The organism is Citrobacter sp. R-1.5.2 (assembly GCF_035064245.1).
Taxonomy (GTDB): Bacteria; Pseudomonadota; Gammaproteobacteria; order Enterobacterales; family Enterobacteriaceae; genus Citrobacter.
Map to the genome: position 1 here is coordinate 1 of NZ_JASEYC010000004.1, position 20,480 is coordinate 20,480.

Sequence of the window (20,480 nt, forward strand, 5' to 3'; positions counted from 1 at the left end):
AGCATCTAAGCACGAAACTTGCCCCGAGATGAGTTCTCCCTGAGACTATAAGTCTCCTGAAGGAACGTTGAAGACGACGACGTTGATAGGTCGGGTGTGTAAGTGTAGCGATACATTGAGCTAACCGATACTAATGAACCGTGAGGCTTAACCTTACAACGCCGAAGATGTTTTGGCGAAGAGAGACATCGATTTCAGCTTGATTACAGATTACATCAGAACGCAAAAAAGCGGTCTGATAAACAGAATTTGCCTGGCGGCTGTAGCGCGGTGGTCCCACCTGACCCCATGCCGAACTCAGAAGTGAAACGCCGTAGCGCCGATGGTAGTGTGGGGTCTCCCCATGCGAGAGTAGGGAACTGCCAGGCATCAAATTGCAGTAAACCGGGATGAATAATCCGGGTGGTGACAAAGAAATTCGGTGGAGCGGTAGTTCAGTTGGTTAGAATACCTGCCTGTCACGCAGGGGGTCGCGGGTTCGAGTCCCGTCCGTTCCGCCACTTATTAAGAGCCCTGAGCATTTGCTCAGGGCTTTTTCTTTGCCTGTAACTTTATTATTGCTAAATTCGCAAAAATCCTCTGCATTTTTCGCTCTTTTTCTATAAAGAGCAGAAGGTCATAATCCCCTCAGTTAACGAACATTGTGATTAAAAAGAGGAATTCTATGACTATCCCTGCATTTGGTTTAGGTACTTTCCGCCTGAAAGACGACGTGGTTATCGCTTCTGTTAAAACAGCTCTGGAGCTGGGTTACCGCGCAGTCGACACTGCACAAATCTATGATAATGAAGCTGCTGTTGGCCAGGCGATTGCCGAAAGTGGCGTACCGCGTAATGAGTTGTACATCACAACTAAGATCTGGATTGAGAATCTTGGTAAAGACAAGCTGATCCCAAGCCTGAAAGAGAGCCTGAAAAAACTGCGCACAGATTATGTTGATCTGACGCTGATCCACTGGCCATCACCAAATGATGCTGTCTCTGTTGAAGAGTTTATGCAGGCATTGCTCGAAGCCAAAGAGCAAGGGCTGACTCGTGAAATTGGTATCTCTAACTTCACTATCCCATTGATGGAAAAAGCTATTGCTGCTGTGGGTGCAGAGAATATTGCGACTAACCAGATTGAGTTATCTCCGTATCTGCAAAGCCGTAAGGTTGTTGACTGGGCGAAAGAGCACGGTATCCACATCACCTCATACATGACACTGGCCTACGGTAAGGCGCTGAAAGATGAAGTGATTGCTCGCATTGCCGCTAAACATAACGCGACGCCGGCCCAGGTGATTCTGGCATGGGCGATGGGGGAAGGTTACTCTGTGATCCCTTCTTCTACTAAGCGTGAAAACCTGGCAAGCAACCTGCTGGCACTGGAACTGCACCTTGATGCGGAAGACAAAGCGGCAATCGCTGCTCTGGATTGCAACGACCGCCTGGTTAGCCCGGAAGGTCTGGCGCCTGAGTGGGATTAATTGCCTGACCCTCTGTGCCTTTAACCCTCTTTTACAGCTCCTTCGGGAGCTGTTCTTATATATTCACTTAAAAAATCGATAAATGCCCGAATACGGGTACTGACGGCACGATCGCTGTAATACACCGCGCTAAAAGGCATCTCGACTGGCAGCCGTTTATCCGCCATCAATTCGACCAGCTTACCCTGAGCGATCTCCTTATCAATCATATAATCTGAAAGACAAGCAATACCGTTGCCGCTCAGGCAAAGCTGCTTCAGCGTTTCGCCACTGTTCGAAGATAGACCGCACTCAACCTCATGCAATTGTCCGTCACTACAGGCAATGGGCCAGGTATTGAGCGACATGGGTTCAGAAAACCCCAGACACAGGTGCTGCTTTAACTCTTCAACAGTCTCTGGCTTGCCGAAGCGGGCAATATAGTCAGGTGAAGCAATAATCTTGCGGTAGCTGGTAAAGAGTGGACGTGCGCGCAGACTTGAGTCAGTTAAGGCACCGGCACGTATCGCAACATCCACTTTTCGTTCAATAAGATTGATGAATGTCTCTGAGGAAACCAGCGACAACGTCATCTCGGGATAGCGCTCACGGAAAGGTTTGATCAGTGGCATCAGGAAATGCAACATCACCGGTGTTGCGGCATCGATACGCAGCAAACCGCGCGGTGTATTACGCGACTCCATGATTTCGGTTTCCGCCGCAGCCATATCCTGCAGTATCTGTTGTACACGCCTGAAGTAGCGTTCACCTTCTTCTGTCAGACTGAGCTGCCGGGTTGTTCGATTGAGCAAACTAACGCCCAGCTTCATCTCCAGCTTCTTTACTGCCCGACTGACCGCGGAATTGGCCTGCCCAAGCTGCTCTGCGGCCCGGCTAAAGCTACCGCTTTCCACGACCGCGACAAAAATTGCCAGTTCTTCGGAGGTTGCTTTCATTTTTGCACCTGAAGCAAAATTATATTGAGATTTTGAATATTTTTGTTATTAAAACATCCCGGCATACTGCCTGTCATCTGATTACTGATGATATGGAGCTATTTATGCCTCTCGCTTTATTTGCACTGACAATAAGTGCCTTCGCTATTGGTACGACTGAATTTGTGATTGTCGGCCTGGTGCCGACCATTGCTGAACAACTGGCGATCTCTTTACCTTCTGCCGGGATGCTGGTTTCAATCTATGCGCTGGGTGTCGCGATCGGAGCGCCAGTATTGACAGCCCTGACCGGACGTCTGCCACGTAAGCAACTGTTGGTGGCGCTGATGGTCCTGTTTACGGCCGGTAACTTGTTGGCATGGCAGGCACCTGGTTATACGACATTAATTGTCGCCCGCCTGCTGACAGGCCTGGCACACGGTGTCTTCTTCTCAATTGGTTCTACGATTGCGACAGGCCTGGTGCCAAAAGAGAAAGCCGCTTCTGCCATCGCTATCATGTTTGGTGGTTTAACGGTTGCACTGGTGACGGGAGTACCGCTGGGTACATTTATCGGACAACATTTTGGCTGGCGTGAGACTTTCCTTGCCGTATCACTGTTGGGTGTGATTGCACTGATTAGCAGCCAACTGCTGATCCCTGCGAATATTCCGGGTCGGGCGGCTGCCAGCATTCGTGATCAGGTAAAAGTGTTAACCCACCCACGCCTGTTGCTTATCTACGCGGTTACGGCGTTGGGGTACGGTGGTGTCTTCACTGCGTTCACCTTCCTGGCACCTATGATGCAGGACCTGGCAGGCTTCTCGCCGGCAGCGGTAAGCTGGATCTTACTGGGCTATGGCGTATCGGTCGCTATCGGTAATATTTGGGGAGGTAAGCTGGCGGATAAACATGGTGCTGTCCCGGCGCTGAAATTTATCTTCGCGGCGCTGTTTGTCCTGCTGATGGTCTTTCAACTGACGGCCTCTACGCAATACGCTGCGTTAGTGACGATTCTGGTGATGGGGATCTTCGCCTTTGGCAATGTTCCAGGTTTGCAGGTTTACGTGGTACAGAAAGCGGAACAATTTACCCCCAATGCGGTGGATGTGGCATCCGGTCTGAACATTGCTGCGTTTAATATTGGTATTGCGCTTGGCTCTGTGATTGGCGGACAAACGGTAGAGCATTATGGTTTAGCACAGACTCCGTGGATTGGTGCGCTGATTGTTCTGGTTGCTTTTTTACTGATGGGTATCAGCGGTCGCCTGGATAAACCGGCGCGGGTAGTATTGGGATAAATCATTGATGTAAGTACCCACTTACAAAACAAACTGCAATTGTTCGTTGAAAGTGAGTGCTAAAGTCCCTATAACAGAAGAACCAGTCCGGCTGCGGACTGGTTGACGTTATAGAGGTTTGAAAGTCTAAAGTGCGAAAAAACACCTATGCCATGCGCTATGTTGCCGGACAGCCCGCTGAGCGGATTTTACCGCCAGGGTCATTTGCGCATATCGGCCAGGCATTACCTGCAGGCGTGCCGTTAAGCAGTGAAGATCGCATTCGCGTGCTGGTATGGAATATTTTTAAACAGCAGCGCGCAGAATGGCAGTCGGTGCTGAAGAATTTTGGCAAAGACGCGCATCTGGTGTTATTGCAGGAAGCACAAACCACGCCTGAACTGGTGCAGTTTGCGACCGCTAACTATCTTGCCGCCGATCAGGTTCCCGCTTTCGTGTTGCCTCAGCATCCTTCTGGCGTCATGACGCTTTCTGCTGCACATCCGGTCTACTGCTGCCCATTGCGCGAGCGTGAGCCAATTTTACGCCTGGCAAAATCGGCTCTGGTCACAGTGTACCCGCTGCCTGACTCGCGTTTATTAATGGTGGTGAATATCCACGCGGTAAACTTCAGCCTCGGCGTCGATGTCTATAGTAAGCAGTTACTTCCCATTGGGGATCAAATCGCCCATCACAGTGGTCCGGTGATTATGGCCGGTGATTTCAATGCCTGGAGCCGCCGACGAATGAATGCGCTGTACCGCTTTGCGCGTGAAATGTCGCTGCGCCAGGTTCGCTTTACCGACGATCAACGCCGGCGTGCGTTTGGTCGCCCACTCGACTTTGTGTTTTATCGTGGTTTGAACGTGAGTGAGGCCTCTGTGCTGGTCACTCGCGCCTCCGATCACAATCCACTACTCGTTGAATTCAGTCCCGGCAAGCCTGAGCAATAAAGGTATGTCAGGTCTGCCGTAGGGCAGGCCTGTGATGGTTGCCCTTCATATTTCACAACAACCGAAGGACAACACAATGACAACACGCTCCCACCATGACAACGTCGAAAAGCAGTTTGGCTCTCAGGCTAACGCCTATTTAACCAGCACCGTACATGCTACTGGTCGTGATTTACAACGACTGGCGGAAAGGCTGTCTGCTTTTCCACAGGCACGGGTACTGGATATGGGATGTGGAGCAGGACACGCCAGCTTTGTGGCTGCGCAAAACGTTCAACAGGTTGTGGCTTATGATTTATCGTCTCAAATGCTTGAGGTGGTCGCAGAGGCTGCAAAAGAGAAGGGCCTGGACAGCATCACCACGCAACAGGGGTATGCAGAGAGCCTGCCGTTCGGCGATTGCGCTTTTGATGTAGTGATTAGCCGCTATTCGGCGCATCACTGGCATGATGTCGGACGTGCGCTGCGTGAAGTCAATCGTGTACTGAAACCCGGTGGTGTGGCGATCGTAATGGATGTGATGTCGCCAGGACATCCGGTCCGTGATATCTGGTTGCAAACTGTCGAAGCGTTACGCGACACCTCGCATGTCCGCAATTATTCCAGCGGTGAATGGCTGTCTTTAATCAACGACGCCGGTTTGATTACCAATACCGTGTTGACCGATCGCCTGCCGCTGGAGTTCAGTTCGTGGGTGGCGCGGATGCGTACACCTGCCGCGTTGACAGAAGCGATTCGTTTATATCAGGAGAGCGCATCTGCTGAAGTGAAAGCCTACTTCGCGTTACAGGAGGATGGTTCATTCACCAGTGATACGATAATGGTTGAGGCGCATAAAGCGGGATAAATAAAAAAGGCACTGGGGGGAAACCAGTGCCTTCATTTTTACAATGCTATCAGGAGTCAGGCATGCCGTTGTTTTTGACAAACAACGTGAGCTGATCGCCCGGTTGCAGATTGTCCGTATCGCTGTTCCAGCGCATTACATCCTTGATGTTAACCCCGTGGCGTTTGGCAATGCTCGACAGAGAGTCGCCTTTACGCACACGATAGGTGATGCTATCGCTGTTGTTAGCCAGTCGCTGCGCGCTGTTGCCAGCACCTACGGTCAGGCTTTGGCCCACTTTCAGTGATGATCCACGCAGATTATTCCACTGCTGCAGATCCTTCGTGCTCACGCCAAGACGTGCAGCGACGCCAGAAAGCGTATCGCCAGAGCGAACTTTGTAACTACGGCTGTTCAGCGGCGTGTTATCAGCCACCAACGTTGACTGTACGGCTGCAATTTCGCCGGAAGCCAAAGACTCACGCAGCTTCTCTGCATGCTTCTTTGGTACCATCACGTATTGCGGACCGCTGGCACCCAACGTGGAGCCTTTCACACCTGCATTGAAGGTCTTCAGTTTGCTGACGGAAATACCCGCCATATCGGCAACCTGAGCCATCTCAACCGGGCTGTTCAGGCGAACACGTGCCAACGCACGGCTTTCGTCTGTGGTAGGCAGACGCACGCCATAGCGTTTGCTGTTTTTGAGAATATCACTCAATGCCAGCATTTTGGGCACATACTGCTTCGTTTCCTGAGGCAAAGGGAGCGACCAGAAATCGGTGGATTTACCCCGAGATTTGTTCGCTTTGATTGCCTTCATCACGCGACCTTCACCGCTATTATACGCGGCAACGGTCAGCAGCCAGTCGCCATCAAACATCTTGTTCAGACGCTGCATCATGTCCAGCGCGGCAGTGGTGGAAGCCACAATGTCGCGACGTGCATCATAATTGCGGGTCTGTTTTAAACCATAATTGCGCCCCGTGCTCGGAATGATCTGCCAAATACCTGCGGCATTGGCGCCAGACGTTGCGTGAGGATCAAAAGCGCTCTCCACTATGGGTAGTAGTACCAGTTCCATAGGCATGTTACGTTTCTTAACTTGCCCGGCTATCCAGTACATATACGGCTCTGCCCGTAAAGTTACATCGTGGAGATAGCTCTTATTGCGTAAATACTTCTGTTTTTGTTCGCGAATCCGGTTGTTTTCCGGAATTCCCATCTTTAGCTCGTCACCAATGAAAGCCCACAAATCCTGATCAGCAGCGATAGATGTTCCATCGTCCATCCATCGCGCCTGACTTGTAAACTTTCCTGCTTCCCCTTGACCAGCTGCAGAAAGGCTCTGTGCGTGCTGTTGGACGTTACCAGTATTCTGGCACCCAACAAGCAAGACAGAGGCGAGTAATATCGCTTTTGCCTTCATGTGTGTGTCAATAGTTGCTTAAAAGACGACCGATCATAACGGCGAAGTTTTCAAAAGGCAACCCGGAATTGTCAGAACGTATCTTTCTTTGACCTTAACCAGGCAAAACGCTCTTCAGGTTGTTGCAATATTGTTTCTTTGTTTATTTCATTAATTAAATCAATATCTTCCGTTCTTAAAAAAAGATTATTTCGCCGCTCATTTTTCAGAATTACGGGTAGTGTCATTTGTTTTTTTACGCGTAACTCATTAACTTTACGATAATATTCATTTATGCACGAATCGTGCGGCAGAATGCTTAAGGCAAACTTCATGTTTGCTAATGTGTACTCATGAGCGCAGCAGATCAATGTATCATCAGGAAGCGCACTTAATTTATTAAGTGATTGATACATCTGTGAAGCTGTACCTTCAAATAGTCTGCCACAACCGCCTGAAAAGAGTGTATCTCCGCAAAATAGATAAGGTTGGCTAAAGTAACAGATATGTCCTAAAGTGTGACCCGGCGTAGCAATTACCTTAAATTCATGCCCTAAAACGAGTGCAATATCGCCATCTTTGACTATATGGGTCGTTCCCTTATCTTGCGTTTCAGCCGGCCCGTAAACCACTAATTGTGGGAAATGTTGCAAAAGTTCTTTCACACCGCCAACATGATCATGGTGGTGATGGGTCAGGAGAATGGCCTCCGGCACCCAGTGATGTTCTGCAATCGCTTTCAGGACGGGAGCGGCTTCGCCCGGATCAACAATCAGGCAACGGTTTTCATTATTTGTCAGGACCCAGATGTAATTGTCCTGAAATGCGGGAATACTGTTAAGATTCATAAATTACCTCTCAATGCGTAACGGAAGGTTGTGATGAAACCGGCAAGGATCCCTCAAACTGTCGTAGCGCCCGTTAGCTGGGATGATTTACCCTGGGGTGAGCACTATCGTGAGGCGCTGGAACATCAGCTTAACCCGTGGTTCGCAAAAATGTACGGATTTCATCTGCTTAAGATTGGTAATTTAAGCGCAGAAATCAATTCCGAAGCGTGCGCGGTTTCTCATCAGGTAAATGTTTCTTTGCAAGGTTCGCCCATGCAGGTTACGGCCGATCCTTTACACCTTCCTTTTGCCGATAAATCCGTGGATGTCTGTCTGCTGGCTCATACACTACCGTGGTGCGCCGATCCGCATCGCTTATTGCGTGAAGCCGACCGGGTACTGATTGATGATGGCTGGTTAATACTGAGCGGGTTTAACCCGGTTAGCCTGATGGGATTGCGTAAGCTGGTGCCAGTGCTACGTAAAACACCGCCTTACAACAGCCGGATGTTTACCCTGATGCGCCAGTTGGATTGGCTCTCTTTGCTGAATTTTGAGGTGCTGCACTATAGCCGGTTCCACGTGCTGCCCTGGGCGAAGCAGGGCGGTAAAATGTTAAGTGCGCATATTCCGGCACTGGGCTGTCTTCAGTTGGTTGTCGCGCGCAAGCGAACCATTCCGCTTACGCTCAATCCGATGAAACAAAGTAAAAGTAAGGCACGCATCCGCCAGGCTGTTGGGGCAACCCGACAATACCGCAAGCCAGACGCTTAAGACTCTGCCTGATACCCAACATCATCCTGGGTGGGACTCATTGCTGCAGCACGTGCAAGTTCATCACAGCGTTCATTTTCCGGATGACCCGCATGCCCTTTAACCCATTCCCATTTGATTTGGTGCGGCCCAAGTGCGGCATCCAGACGTTTCCACAGATCGACGTTCTTCACTGGCTTTTTATCTGCGGTTTTCCAGCCGCGTTTTTTCCAGTTGTGGATCCACTGTGTAATGCCCTGGCGCACGTACTGGCTGTCGGTGCTGAGTACCACTTCACATGGCTCTTTAAGTGCTTCCAGCGCGACGATTGCCGCCATCAACTCCATACGGTTATTGGTGGTGAGGTTGTACCCTTCGGCAAAGGTTTTTTCGCGCCCGCGATAGCGTAAGATAGCCCCATAACCGCCAGGACCTGGGTTTCCCAGGCAAGAACCATCGGTGAAAATTTCTACCTGTTTAAGCATCTCTGGTAGACTTCCTGTTTTAGCAAATCGAAATCAAACGATAAGTCTGACATAAATGACCGCTATGAGCACTGGAATTACACGGCAGATAGTCCTCGATACCGAAACCACCGGTATGAACCAGATTGGTGCCCACTACGAAGGCCATAAGATTATTGAGATCGGCGCAGTTGAAGTGGTTAACCGCCGTTTGACCGGAAATAACTTCCACGTCTACCTGAAGCCGGACCGGCTGGTGGACCCGGAAGCATTTGGCGTACACGGAATCGCCGATGAGTTCTTGCTTGATAAACCCACGTTCGCCGATGTCGCCGATGAGTTTCTTGACTATATCCGTGGCGCGGAGCTGGTCATCCATAACGCATCGTTTGATATCGGCTTTATGGATTACGAGTTCGCGAAACTCAATCGCGATATCCCGAAGACGAACACCTTCTGTAAAGTGACCGACAGTCTGGCGTTGGCGAGGAAAATGTTTCCTGGCAAGCGTAACAGCCTTGACGCGTTATGCTCGCGCTATGAGATAGACAACAGCAAGCGTACTCTGCATGGCGCATTGCTCGATGCCCAGATTCTGGCCGACGTTTATCTGATGATGACCGGCGGGCAGACCACCATGGCATTCTCTATGGAAGGTGACAGCCAGCAGCAGAATGATACGGGGATCCAGCGCATTGTGCGTCAGTCCAGTAAATTACGCGTTGTTTTCGCTACTGATGAAGAGCTGGCAGCCCATGAGTCGCGCCTTGACCTGGTACAGAAGAAGGGCGGAAGTTGCCTCTGGCGGGCCTAGTTCTGGTATTTACAGTACAGAAATGGTCATTCGGGTGATTTTTGCAGCAAACGATTAAAAAACGTGAGAAAAAGCGTTGACGAGGCGCGAGGCAATCCGTAATATTCGCTTCGTTCCCAAGCGGAACACAACGCGGAGTGGTAGTTCAGTTGGTTAGAATACCTGCCTGTCACGCAGGGGGTCGCGGGTTCGAGTCCCGTCCATTCCGCCACTATTCAGAAAGCCTGAATCAGAAATGATTCAGGCTTTCGTCGTTTTAATCCACCAAAAATAAAAGCCTGCAATAATGTTTCATTGCAGGCCGCCGTTGTTACTCGCTCAGCGTCTGGGCGATATCTTTTTGTACCTGTTGGCGCTGCTCTGGGGTGAGCACTTTGCTCAGATCAAAGTAATATTTCACGCGATAATAACGCGCCTGTTGTTCGATGTTGCTGAACGCGGCAAGCTGTTTCTTAACAGCGGCATCATCCCATTTCCCGGACTTGATGACGTCAATCAGCGCACCGTCTTTAACGTCTTTCACTGAAATCTGGTCAACGTTGTTTTCCAGCTGTTGGTGCAGTTTTTTAATCTGCGCCACCTGGTCGTTGGTCAACTTAAGGTGTTGAACGACCGGATCCTGAGCCGGCGCGGGAACGTTGGATACGTTTGCTGCAAGCGTGCTAAAAGAGGCGCCAGCCAGAGTGGCAGCCAGCAAGGTCATACGTACGAAGTTCTTCATTTAGACATCCTGATAAGGGAATTATTGAAAGTGTAGATCACCCGTTAATGACGCGTGATTATCCCTTGCAGAATACGTTGCCCGATGCATGTCGCCACGCGAATTTGTTTTGCGGTTGGTTACGGAGTGAAACAATCCCGCCGTGGATACCAGGTCCGTGGCGGGAGGGAAGGCGATCTCTACAGGGTGAAAGCGTCAGCATCCTGCCAGGCAGGAAATTTCTCGCGGTACTCGCGTAGCGCCGAAAGCGACAGCTCAGCATCAATTCGCGTTGCCTGATGTGGCTCGGCGGTGGCAATGACTTCACCCTGTGGGTTGATGACCCGGCTATCACCGCGATAATGATGGCCGTTACCATCGGTTCCCACACGGTTACATCCTGCTACATACGCCTGATTTTCAATTGCCCGTGCGGTGAGCAGAACCTGCCAGTGCAGCGAGCGCGGTGCGGGCCAGTTGGCAACATACAAGGCGAGGTCGTAGTCATTACGGTTACGTGACCACACCGGAAAACGCAGGTCATAACAGACCAGCGGCAGAATACGCCAACCACGCCATTCAAAGATGATGCGTTCTTCACCGGCCTGATAATGCTGATGTTCGTCTGCCATGCGGAACAGATGGCGTTTGTCATAGAGATGCACGGTGCCTTCGGGTTCAACCAGCAAAAAACGATTCACGGGTCCCCGTTCAGACTGTATCGCCGCGCTACCTGCTATCAGGGCATTCGTCTGCTGCGCTTTGCTACGCATCCAGCTTACAACTTCCTCTTGCGGCAACGATTTGTTTGCCGCTTCCATCGCAAATCCACTGGTAAACATCTCAGGCAACACAATAACGTCACGCCCGGTGACGGTTTCCAGTTGTCTGTCGAAATGGCGCAGGTTGGCTGGGCCATCCATCCAGATCAGCGGTTGTTGCAGCAGAGTAATTTTTAAACCTGGCACGGTCGAGGCTCCTCGTTGAACAGCATTTTGACACTGTAGCATGAGCATTAACGAAAATGTGGCAATAAAAAGCCCCGCATTTAGCGGGGCTGAACGTTGTGCGTTAGCGTTATGCTGCTTCGACCTTACGCACTTTCTCTGGCAACTTTACCGGCTGAGTCGCCAGCGCCTCGGGTTCAAAATCATCAACATTGATACTGCGCAGACGGCTTGCTTCGGCTTTCACCAGAATCGCCGCTTCGTCTTTATCAATCAGTCCTTTGGCCAGCGCGTTATGTGCCAGCTCGTCCAGGCGGGTAAACGGTAGATTTTTACCCAACTCTTTGCAGATCCGCTGGTGGATTGGGTCGGCTGCAATGACATCCAGCAACGCCTCTTCCAGTAAGCCAACCGGGTTGTGTTCGCTTGGCGTCAGGTACTGACCGCGACCAAGACGAGAACGGGTGGCGCTTGGAACCTGCAGAATCTTCGCGACTTTATGATCCAGCTTGTCAGACGGTGCATGGTAGTGGCGACCGGTAGGGAAGATGACCACATTCAGCAACCCGGCAACCAGGCGGTTCGGGAAGTTTTTCAGCAAGTCGTCCATCGCCTGTTCAGCTTTGTACAACGCATCCTGTACGCCCCAGTGAACCAGCGGCAGGTCGGCTTCATTCCGGCCTTCATCGTCATAACGTTTCAGCACAGCGGAGGCCAGATACAGCTGACTTAACACATCACCCAGTCGAGCAGAGATACGTTCACGACGCTTCAGGCTACCACCCAATACGGCCATGGACACATCTGAAAGTAATGCCAGGTTGGCGCTCAAACGGTTCAGGTGCTGGTAGTAACGCTTGGTGGCATCACCGGTTGGCGTGCTGCTGGTTAACCCGCGAGTCAAACCAAGCCAGAAGCTGCGCACTTTATTACTGCCTACGTGACCAATATGTTTAAACAGCAGTTTGTCGAACGCATTCACGTCGTTATTCTGCGCCGCAGCCATCTCTTCCAGTACATACGGATGGCAGCGAATTGCGCCCTGACCGAAGATCATCATGCTACGCGTCAGGATGTTGGCGCCTTCGACGGTAATGGCGATCGGTGCACCCTGATAAGCACGGGCCAGGAAGTTACTTTCGCCAAGCATGATGCCTTTGCCGCCAGTAATATCCATTGCATCGATGATTGACTGCTGTCCACGGTGAGTACAGTGATATTTCACGATAGCCGACAGCACCGCGGGTTTCTCACCCAGCATAATGCCGTAGGTAATCAGCGACGCTGCGGCATCCATCACATAGGCGTTACCGGCGATACGTGCCAACGGTTCTTCAATACCTTCCATCTTGCCGATAGAGATTTTGAACTGGCGACGGATATGCGCATATGCGCCAGTCGCCATGGCGACGGATTTAACGCCGCCCGTAGAGTTAGATGGCAGGGTAATGCCGCGTCCTACTGACAGACATTCCACCAGCATACGCCAGCCCTGGCCGGCCATTTTCGGGCCACCAATAATGTAATCAATCGGAACGAAGACATCTTTACCCAGCGTAGGTCCGTTCTGGAACGGCACGTTCAGCGGGAAGTGACGACGGCCAATTTGTACGCCCGGCGTTGAGGTTGGGATCAGCGCACAGGTAATGCCAAGATCTTCTTCGCCACCCAGCAGTTTTTCCGGGTCAGAGAGTTTAAACGCCAGACCCAGAACGGTAGCAATAGGAGCCAGCGTGATATAGCGTTTGTTCCAGGTCAGGCGCATACCCAGCACCTGCTGGCCCTGCCAGTCGCCCATACAAACCACGCCGGTATCAGGGATCGCACCGGCATCGGAGCCGGCTTCCGGGCTGGTCAGTGCAAAACACGGGATTTCCTGACCACGTGCCAGACGCGGCAGATAGTGGTTTTTCTGTTCTTCGGTGCCGTAATGCTGCAGCAGTTCACCAGGGCCTAATGAGTTAGGTACGCCGACGGTGATCGCCAGGATCCCAGAAACACCGGAGAGCTTTTGCAGTACTCGAGCCTGAGCATACGCAGAGAATTCCAGCCCGCCGTACTCTTTCTTAATGATCATTGCGAAGAAGCGGTGTTCTTTCAGATATGCCCACAATTCCGGCGGCAGATCCGCGAGTTCATGGGTTATCTGGAAGTCGTTCGCCATGCGGCACGCTTCTTCCACCGGGCCGTCAATAAACGCTTGTTCTTCAGCAGTCAGATGCGGCTGCGGATAGTTATGCAGTTTTTTCCAGTCAGGTTTGCCCTGGAACAGGTCACCTTCCCACCAGGTTGTACCGGCATCGATCGCTTCTTTTTCAGTACGCGACATTGGCGGCATGACTTTACGGAAACCGCGGAACACGGGAGCGGAAATCATGGATTTACGCATCGGGGTAAAGTTAAACGGTACGAGAATAATGGCCAGAGGAACCAGCAGCCAGACTGACCACAGGCCAGCCACGCCGAGCGCAGCCGTCCAGGCGAGCAAAATTAAGCTGCTGAGGAATAAGCTCACGCGGTGATAAAACAGAACGCTGAGCAGAACAACCGTAGCGATAATACTCAAAATCATCATAACGAAAAGCTCCCTTGCTTGTAGGAGGTCTGACCACTTGTGATGATATGGTTGTAGTGTATGTAAATTCTTTTAGCAATGTGTTTACAAAATAATTACAACAAAGCTCACATTGTTGTTGTTTTAACCGGCACAAAAAATCAAAAGCAGCAGCCATTCCTGTGGCTTGTACTTCTCGCTGGTAGCGCTATCCGGTACACTGCATCTTGTCATTTACATTCATGCTGAAGGATATTCTCATGTACCAGGATCTTATTCGTAACGAACTGAGCGAAGCGGCGGAAACGCTGGCTAATTTTCTTAAAGATGACGCCAATATTCACGCCATTCAACGCGCGGCGGTCCTGTTGGCAGATAGCTTCAAAGCCGGTGGGAAGGTACTTTCCTGTGGTAATGGCGGCTCCCATTGCGATGCGATGCATTTCGCCGAAGAGCTGACTGGACGCTATCGTGAAAACCGCCCGGGCTACCCGGCTATCGCTATTTCTGACGTCAGCCACATCTCCTGCGTCAGCAACGATTTTGGTTACGATTATGTATTCTCCCGCTACGTTGAAGCGGTTGGTCGTGAAGGCGATGTCCTGTTAGGCATCTCGACTTCGGGTAACTCCGGTAACGTGATTAAAGCGATTGCTGCGGCGCGTGAGAAGGGAATGAAAGTCATCACCCTGACCGGCAAAGATGGCGGTAAAATGGCCGGTAGCGCAGATATTGAAATTCGCGTGCCGCACTTTGGCTATGCCGACCGTATCCAGGAAATTCATATCAAAGTGATCCATATCCTGATCCAGTTGATCGAAAAAGAGATGGTTAAGTAAGCGGGTAATTTTTGCCGGTCTTATCGGGCCTGGAACGTGTAGGCCCGATAAGCGAAGCGCCATCGGGTATTGTGCCGGATGGCGACGCAAGCGTCTTATCCGGCCTACGAGCTGTGCTTTGCTGGTCTTATCAGGCAATTAACCGTTTTAAGGTAGGTGATGTATGTGCGAACTGCTCGGGATGAGCGCCAATGTGCCAACCGATATTTGCTTTAGCTTCACCGGGCTGGTTCAGCGCGGCGGAGGTACCGGGCCGCACAAAGACGGCTGGGGTATTACATTTTACGAGGGTAAGGGCTGCCGTACGTTTAAAGATCCGCAACCCAGCTTTAATTCGCCTATTGCCAAACTGGTTCAAGACTATCCCATTAAATCCTGTTCCGTGATTGCCCATATTCGTCAGGCGAATCGGGGTGAAGTGGCGCTGGAAAATACCCACCCGTTTACGCGTGAACTGTGGGGACGCAACTGGACCTATGCCCATAACGGACAGCTGAGCGGCTATAAATCGCTGGAAACCGGTAATTTCCGTCCGGTCGGCGAAACCGACAGTGAAAAAGCCTTCTGCTGGCTGCTGCATAAGCTGACCGAGCGTTATCCGCGCACGCCAGGTAATATGACGGCGGTGTTTAAATATATCGCGGCGCTGGCAGGAGAACTGCGAGAGAAGGGCGTCTTCAACATGCTATTGTCTGACGGGCGCTATGTGATGGCCTTCTGTTCGACCAACCTGTTTTGGATCACGCGTCGTGCGCCGTTTGGCGTGGCGACATTGCTGGATCAGGATGTGGAAATTGATTTTAGCTCAGAGACCACACCCAATGATGTGGTCACTGTGATTGCTACTCAGCCACTGACGGGCAATGAAACCTGGCAAAAGATTATGCCAGGCGAGTGGGCGCTATTTTGTCTCGGGGAGCGTGTAGTTTGATGCCAGCTGTGGCTGAACGACTTCGTGACTCAACGGCTTGCTGACGATATATCGGCCATCGACAACGGAAACGGTCGGTGGCTTACGCGTTTGTTCAAAGTAATCGTATCCCGGTTTTAGCTGCGACCAGAAATCTTTGTAATACGAAAACTTATGGCGCTGCATGTTCGCGTCAGTCATGCGGAACGGGTAAATGCTCACCTGAACGCTGGACTGGCCGAATACCAGAGCGCCGGTCACAAACTGGAAAATCTCATCAATACCGTTGTCGGTCATCGCATAGCAACCGACAGAAACGCAAGCACCGTGGATCATCAGGTACTTACCTTCGTAGCCGTGCGCACGATCGTAGGCGTTAGGGAAGCCAATGTTAATGGCTTTATAAAAGCGACTGTCTGGTTTGAGTTGCCCGCGCTGAACGCTGTAGAACCCTTCCGGACTTTTGAAATCACCCTGACGCTGTTTGGGCCCTAAGCCACCGGAGTAGTTACAGATCTTATAGCTGTCGAGCAGCTGATACTGTTCGCCCATCTTGACGTACAGATCGAGCGTCCGCTCTTCTTTAAAGATCTGAATATAGACAGGGGACCCCATCAATTGCTGCTTATATTCTTTGCTGATTGGCGTGGTTGGGCTGCCGCTGCTCAGCAAACCGGCAAATGAAACGCACGGCAATAAAAGCATCGCAAGAAAAAATGCGATTTTACGCATACTGCTTATTCCTTGATAAAACGATTACACACGCCAGGACGGCAAAAAGAGTCCCCAAATCAGAAAAGTCTGTATTTGGAGCGCTCACATTAGCACCAAGAGAGTTTTTCGCAAGTCTCTCGTGCGCCGTTTACACTTTAGTTTCTCTTTATACGGAAAATCGCGCAGAAAGGCAGTCAGACAGTGGCGTATTTTTTCATCGGCCTTATGTCGTAATGCCTGATGAGTGTGCTGGTTATAATGCATTGAATTTAAAGAAATAATTATTTAATAATCGAATATTAAAACGGATTGTCAGGCCATCGCGCTAGACTGCGCTGAACGTGTTTGCCTCGGTACTCTTTTTTCATGTCTTTTGTCTCTGCGTCCCGACGTATTTTGCCGGGCCTGCTGTCTTTGTGTGTTGTGTTTTCATCGCCGTCGCTCGCCAAAGTTCAGCCCCTCTTATCTGACGCCCATTTAAGCTATGCGGCGCAAATGCGCATGCGTAACCGCGCCCGGCTGCTGAAGCTGTACCACGCGCAGGTAAAAAAGCAGGCAAGTTATGTGGTGGAAGGCAATGCGCAAAGTAAAAGCGCGCTACGCCAGCAAAACAGGACGCTGATTAAACAGCACCCGGAGTGGTTCCCGGGGCCGCTGAAAGCCAGCGATCGTCGCTGGCAGGCGCTGGCCGAGAATGACCATTTTCTCAGTAGCGATCATCTGCATAACATGACCGAAGTGGCAATCCACCGTCTCGAGCAGCAACTGGGTAAACCTTATTTGTGGGGCGGGACCAGCCCGGATCAGGGCTTTGACTGCAGTGGGCTGATTTTTTACGCCTACAACAAAATACTGGCAGCAAAGTTGCCCCGCACGGCGAACGAAATGTACCACTATCGACGGGCAACGATTGTGGCTGATCGCGATCTTCGTCGTGGTGATCTCGTGTTCTTTCACATTCACAGTCGGGATATTGCCGATCATATGGGCGTCTATTTGGGGCAGGATCAGTTTATTGAATCACCACGCACGGGAGAAAGTATTCGGGTAAGTCATTTATCTGATGCGTTTTGGCAAGACCATTACCTCGGCGCCCGGCGTATTCTTACGGAGAATACGATTCTTTAATTCATAATCAGCAGGAGTAACGTCATAAAAGCAAAGATCAGTACGCCGACGAAGAGCAACTCGCACAGTTCAAACAGTAAATACGTGGCGGAAGCCTGCTCTTTACGTTTCGGTCGATGTTTTTGGCGGGGGGATGTGCTCGCCTCCTCCTGCCGATGGACAAACTCCATAAACGTTAGCCATTGTCGGGAATAACGACGATGCCCCGGTTCGTGAGGCACCATTTTTTCAGCCTGCTTCCGTGCCATTACATTTCAGTCCCTGTAAGTGTAATGCGATCCCATCAATTGCCTGTATTTCTTACGTAATGTAATAAAGCGACAAAGTAAGTTAAGACTTAAGTTGCCGCCCTGGGTTTACGTTAGCTCAACGCTCCCATAATGTTTAATTCCAGTTCGTCCGGTACTTCGTTATACGACAGTACTTGCAGTCCGGGTGCAAACAGCCGCGCATAGCGCGCGAGCAGAGGACGTAGCTGCGGTGCGACCAGCAGTACCGGCTCTTTACCTGCGGCTTTCATCTGTTCTTTTATCTGCGGCATAGTGGTTTGGAACTGATTAAGCATATTCGGATCGACCGGAACGCTGTCCAGCACTACTTTTCCACCTTGCTGTGCCTGATTAACCACATTCGCCAGCAAGTTCTCCAGCTCATTATTCAGCGTGTATACCGCCAGCTCATCTTTGCGCACAAACGGGTGGGTAATGCTACGACGCAGCGCGAGGCGGATATCTGCGGTTAACAAAATATGATCCTTGGTAACGGCACTACTGGCGACCAGTACAGTGGCGATCGTGACGATATCGCGCAATGAAACACCGTCAATAAGCAGTGCCCGGTACACCTTCAACAGCTGGCTATAGTTCAATGCAGCACTGAGATCTTCAGCCAGCCGCGGTGCCATCGAGGAGAGGCGATTGTGCAATTGTGTAATATCGTCGTAGTTAAACAGGTCAGGGATGTAGTTGCGGATGACTTTATTCACATGTGTCGCAATCACACTGGCGCTATCGATAACCTGATAACCCATATTGAGCGCTTTTGCTTTCTGCGCCGGTTGAATCCAGGTGACGGGCATCCCGTAAGCCGGATCGTTACCTAACACACCATCAATCTCGCCATAGGTCTCACTGGAGGGGAGCGCCATCAGCTTATCTGCGGGGATATCTGCTTCATCGGCTTTGATTCCGTTGATAAAAATGGCGTACTGCGTGGGTTTCAGCCTGAAGTTTTCGCGAATACGAATTTCTGGTAGCAACACGCCGTTGTTATCGGAGATAACTTGCCGTACGCCGCGAATGCGCTGGGTCAGCGGATTGCCTTTCGATTTATCCACCAGCGACACCAGCTTGTAGCCCAGACTCAGGCTAATGGGTTCAATCAGCGGAATAGTCTCCCAACTGACCTGCAGTTCGCTGGTTTCGGCGATGGCTTTGCTCAGCGTTTCGAGACTCTTCTCTTCAGTTTCTGCGACTTTCGGTCGTTTGCTCATACGCCAGGCGGTAAACCCGAGCAGCCCGCTGAAAATCAGAAACGGGAAGTGCGGCATCCCTGGTACCACCGCCAGCACGAACATAATGCTGGTGGCGGTATACAGCACGGAAGGGCTGGCCAACAGTTGTGTGCGAACGTCGGAAGCAATATCGCCATTATCGCTGACGCGCGTCACGATGATTGCCGCAGCCGTCGATAGCAGCAGAGACGGGATTTGCGCGACCAGGCCGTCACCGATGGTCATCAACAGGTATTGCTGGAAGGCCGCCTCGGCACTTAAATCGTATTTAAAGATTCCGATGCAGACACCGCCAATCAGGTTGATCGCCAGTATCATCATCCCGGCGATGGCATCCCCGCGTACGAATTTTGATGCGCCGTCCATTGCACCGTAGAAATCGGCCTCGCTGGCGACATCTTTACGGCGAGTCTGCGCCTGTTGCTGGTTGATAAGCCCGGCATTCAGATCGGCATCGATCGCCATCTGCTTACCGGGCATGGCGTCCAGCGTAAAGCGGGCAGAAACCTCGGAGATTCGCTCTGCGCCTTTGGTTACCACAATGAAGTTGATTGTAAACAGCGTCAGTAAATCAGAACGAGAAAACATCGTGGCGGCCTTGCATGGTCAATCCATCTTTAACGGCGGTGGGCTTGCGCCACTGAATAAGATTGGCAAGCAACCTCTACCTTCTACGACGAAAAATCAAAGTATCACCCGCGCGAATCTGGATAAAGAGAAGACCGCTGCACCGAAAGAGACGGCAACGGTGAGCGCAGAAACAGAAAAGAAAGCGCGTGATGTGAATGAGAAAACGGCCCTGTTAAAGAAAAAATCGGCGAGCGAGTTGGGTGAGTTGGCAACCGACATTAGCGTGATTGCCAGGAATGCGCATATGGAAGCCAACCTGGAGATGGAGATTGTGCCCCAGGGGCTACGCGTATTGATTAAAGACGACCAGAACCGGAATATGTTTGAACGGGGTAGCGCCAGAATTACGCCCTTTTTTAACGCGCTGCTGGTAGAACTGGCCCCGGTGTTTGATTCACTGGACAACAAACTCATCATTACCGGCCATACGGACGCGATGAGTTACAAGAGCAATGTCTATAACAACTGGAATCTCTCCGGCGACCGTGCACTGTCGGCCCGTCGTGTGCTGGAGGATGCCGGAATGCCTCAGAGTAAAGTGATGCAGGTTAGCGCAATGGCCGATCAAATGCTGCTGGATGCCAAGAATCCTGAAAGTGCAGGTAACCGGCGCATTGAGATCATGGTGTTGACGCAAAGTGCCTCTGACACGCTGTATCAATATTTTGGCCAGCACGGAGAGAAAATTGTGCAGCCGCTGGTAAGCAAGCTGGATAAACAAAAGAAGGTGATGTCTTTGCGCCAACAACCTGCTCCCGTCGTTCATTAAGGGGGGTTTCGCCCTTCACATTAGGGGGGCATAATCCCGTCTGGCATTCATCATGGATTTGTCATT

The 20,480-nt window shown here is 51.1% G+C and carries 18 protein-coding genes, 2 tRNA genes, 2 rRNA genes and 2 pseudogenes; 14 read left to right on the top strand and 10 right to left on the bottom strand.

What is annotated here, in order from left to right:
* The 4 genes from QMN38_RS09115 to dkgB form a co-directional block, all read left to right on the top strand.
* A 23S ribosomal RNA gene (locus QMN38_RS09115) occupies positions 1–155 on the top strand; the annotation flags it as partial.
* A gap of 97 nt (positions 156–252) precedes the next feature.
* Positions 253–368 (top strand): 5S ribosomal RNA (gene rrf / locus QMN38_RS09120).
* A gap of 55 nt (positions 369–423) precedes the next feature.
* Positions 424–500: transfer RNA gene (locus QMN38_RS09125), tRNA-Asp, on the top strand.
* A gap of 164 nt (positions 501–664) precedes the next feature.
* Entirely contained in the window at positions 665–1,468 is an 804-nt protein-coding gene (dkgB, locus tag QMN38_RS09130) for a 2,5-didehydrogluconate reductase DkgB (RefSeq protein ID WP_271442052.1), read from the top strand.
* Between the two features lie 20 nt (positions 1,469–1,488).
* Here dkgB and yafC read toward each other — a convergent pair whose 3' ends face one another.
* Positions 1,489–2,403, bottom strand: coding sequence for a DNA-binding transcriptional regulator YafC (yafC, locus tag QMN38_RS09135; protein ID WP_323604865.1), 915 nt, complete (start codon positions 2,401–2,403; stop codon positions 1,489–1,491).
* A gap of 104 nt (positions 2,404–2,507) precedes the next feature.
* On the opposite strand from yafC, the gene QMN38_RS09140 reads away from it, so the two are divergent.
* The 3 genes from QMN38_RS09140 (at position 2,508) to QMN38_RS09150 (ending at position 5,462) form a co-directional block, all read left to right on the top strand.
* Positions 2,508–3,683 carry an MFS transporter gene (locus QMN38_RS09140; RefSeq protein WP_271457244.1) on the top strand — a complete coding sequence of 392 codons (1,176 nt, stop codon included), beginning with the start codon at positions 2,508–2,510 and terminating at the stop codon, positions 3,681–3,683.
* Between the two features lie 131 nt (positions 3,684–3,814).
* Positions 3,815–4,615, top strand: a complete 801-nt coding sequence (locus tag QMN38_RS09145) for an endonuclease/exonuclease/phosphatase family protein (RefSeq protein ID WP_008783770.1) — start codon at positions 3,815–3,817, stop codon at positions 4,613–4,615.
* Positions 4,616–4,691: 76 nt separating this feature from the next.
* Complete coding sequence (locus QMN38_RS09150; protein WP_271450284.1) at positions 4,692–5,462, top strand: class I SAM-dependent methyltransferase; 771 nt, start codon at positions 4,692–4,694, stop codon at positions 5,460–5,462.
* A 49-nt stretch (positions 5,463–5,511) separates the two neighbouring features.
* Here the strand turns inward: QMN38_RS09150 and mltD are convergent, their stop codons facing one another.
* The gene (gene mltD / locus QMN38_RS09155; protein WP_271450285.1) at positions 5,512–6,870 is read right to left on the bottom strand and encodes a murein transglycosylase D; all 1,359 of its coding nucleotides are present in this window, start codon (positions 6,868–6,870) and stop codon (positions 5,512–5,514) included.
* 71 nt (positions 6,871–6,941) lie between these two features.
* On the bottom strand, positions 6,942–7,697 hold the full coding sequence (gloB, locus tag QMN38_RS09160; RefSeq protein WP_271457245.1) for a hydroxyacylglutathione hydrolase: 756 nt from the start codon (positions 7,695–7,697) through the stop codon (positions 6,942–6,944).
* Positions 7,698–7,730: 33 nt separating this feature from the next.
* Between gloB and QMN38_RS09165 the strand changes: the two genes are divergently transcribed.
* Positions 7,731–8,453, top strand: coding sequence for a class I SAM-dependent methyltransferase (locus tag QMN38_RS09165; RefSeq protein WP_271450287.1), 723 nt, complete (start codon positions 7,731–7,733; stop codon positions 8,451–8,453).
* Here the strand turns inward: QMN38_RS09165 and rnhA are convergent.
* A pseudogene (rnhA, locus tag QMN38_RS09170) lies at positions 8,450–9,028 on the bottom strand (ribonuclease HI). The gene QMN38_RS09165 and the pseudogene rnhA overlap by 4 nt on opposite strands.
* On the opposite strand from rnhA, the gene dnaQ reads away from it, so the two are divergent.
* Positions 8,982–9,710, top strand: coding sequence for a DNA polymerase III subunit epsilon (gene dnaQ, locus QMN38_RS09175; protein WP_170974423.1), 729 nt, complete (start codon positions 8,982–8,984; stop codon positions 9,708–9,710). The pseudogene rnhA and the gene dnaQ overlap by 47 nt on opposite strands.
* Before the next feature lie 134 nt (positions 9,711–9,844).
* Positions 9,845–9,921, top strand: a tRNA-Asp gene (locus QMN38_RS09180).
* Between the two features lie 99 nt (positions 9,922–10,020).
* Here QMN38_RS09180 and QMN38_RS09185 read toward each other — a convergent pair.
* The 3 genes from QMN38_RS09185 to fadE all read right to left on the bottom strand — a co-directional run bounded on the left by QMN38_RS09185 (position 10,021) and on the right by fadE (position 13,932).
* The gene (locus QMN38_RS09185) at positions 10,021–10,431 is read right to left on the bottom strand and encodes a Spy/CpxP family protein refolding chaperone (RefSeq protein WP_271442047.1); all 411 of its coding nucleotides are present in this window, start codon (positions 10,429–10,431) and stop codon (positions 10,021–10,023) included.
* 179 nt (positions 10,432–10,610) lie between these two features.
* Positions 10,611–11,378 (bottom strand): amidohydrolase, encoded by a 768-nt coding sequence (locus tag QMN38_RS09190; RefSeq protein WP_271455693.1) that lies wholly within the window; start codon positions 11,376–11,378, stop codon positions 10,611–10,613.
* Positions 11,379–11,487: 109 nt separating this feature from the next.
* Complete coding sequence (fadE, locus tag QMN38_RS09195) at positions 11,488–13,932, bottom strand: acyl-CoA dehydrogenase FadE (protein WP_137384394.1); 2,445 nt, start codon at positions 13,930–13,932, stop codon at positions 11,488–11,490.
* A gap of 239 nt (positions 13,933–14,171) precedes the next feature.
* Between fadE and lpcA the strand changes: the two genes are divergently transcribed.
* Both lpcA and QMN38_RS09205 read left to right on the top strand, forming a co-directional pair.
* Positions 14,172–14,750 (top strand): D-sedoheptulose 7-phosphate isomerase, encoded by a 579-nt coding sequence (gene lpcA / locus QMN38_RS09200; RefSeq protein ID WP_016151815.1) that lies wholly within the window; start codon positions 14,172–14,174, stop codon positions 14,748–14,750.
* A 163-nt stretch (positions 14,751–14,913) separates the two neighbouring features.
* Positions 14,914–15,681, top strand: a complete 768-nt coding sequence (locus tag QMN38_RS09205; protein ID WP_069323846.1) for a class II glutamine amidotransferase — start codon at positions 14,914–14,916, stop codon at positions 15,679–15,681.
* On the opposite strand, the gene dpaA is transcribed toward QMN38_RS09205, so the two are convergent.
* The gene (gene dpaA, locus QMN38_RS09210) at positions 15,652–16,392 is read right to left on the bottom strand and encodes a peptidoglycan meso-diaminopimelic acid protein amidase (protein ID WP_137384395.1); all 741 of its coding nucleotides are present in this window, start codon (positions 16,390–16,392) and stop codon (positions 15,652–15,654) included. The genes QMN38_RS09205 and dpaA overlap by 30 nt on opposite strands.
* Positions 16,393–16,740: 348 nt before the next feature.
* Here dpaA and QMN38_RS09215 point away from each other — a divergent pair, with 348 nt between their 5' ends.
* Complete coding sequence (locus tag QMN38_RS09215; RefSeq protein WP_323604866.1) at positions 16,741–17,502, top strand: C40 family peptidase; 762 nt, start codon at positions 16,741–16,743, stop codon at positions 17,500–17,502.
* On the opposite strand, the gene QMN38_RS09220 is transcribed toward QMN38_RS09215, so the two are convergent.
* Positions 17,499–17,750, bottom strand: coding sequence for a hypothetical protein (locus QMN38_RS09220; RefSeq protein WP_271450290.1), 252 nt, complete (start codon positions 17,748–17,750; stop codon positions 17,499–17,501). The two genes, QMN38_RS09215 and QMN38_RS09220, sit on opposite strands and share 4 nt — an antisense overlap.
* Before the next feature lie 113 nt (positions 17,751–17,863).
* Positions 17,864–19,582 (bottom strand): annotated as a pseudogene (locus QMN38_RS09225) (flagellar biosynthesis protein FlhA); the annotation flags it as partial.
* Here QMN38_RS09225 and lafU point away from each other — a divergent pair.
* Entirely contained in the window at positions 19,494–20,414 is a 921-nt protein-coding gene (gene lafU / locus QMN38_RS09230) for a putative lateral flagellar export/assembly protein LafU (RefSeq protein ID WP_323604867.1), read from the top strand. The pseudogene QMN38_RS09225 and the gene lafU sit on opposite strands and share 89 nt — an antisense overlap.
* The last annotated feature ends 66 nt before the right edge of the window (positions 20,415–20,480 follow it).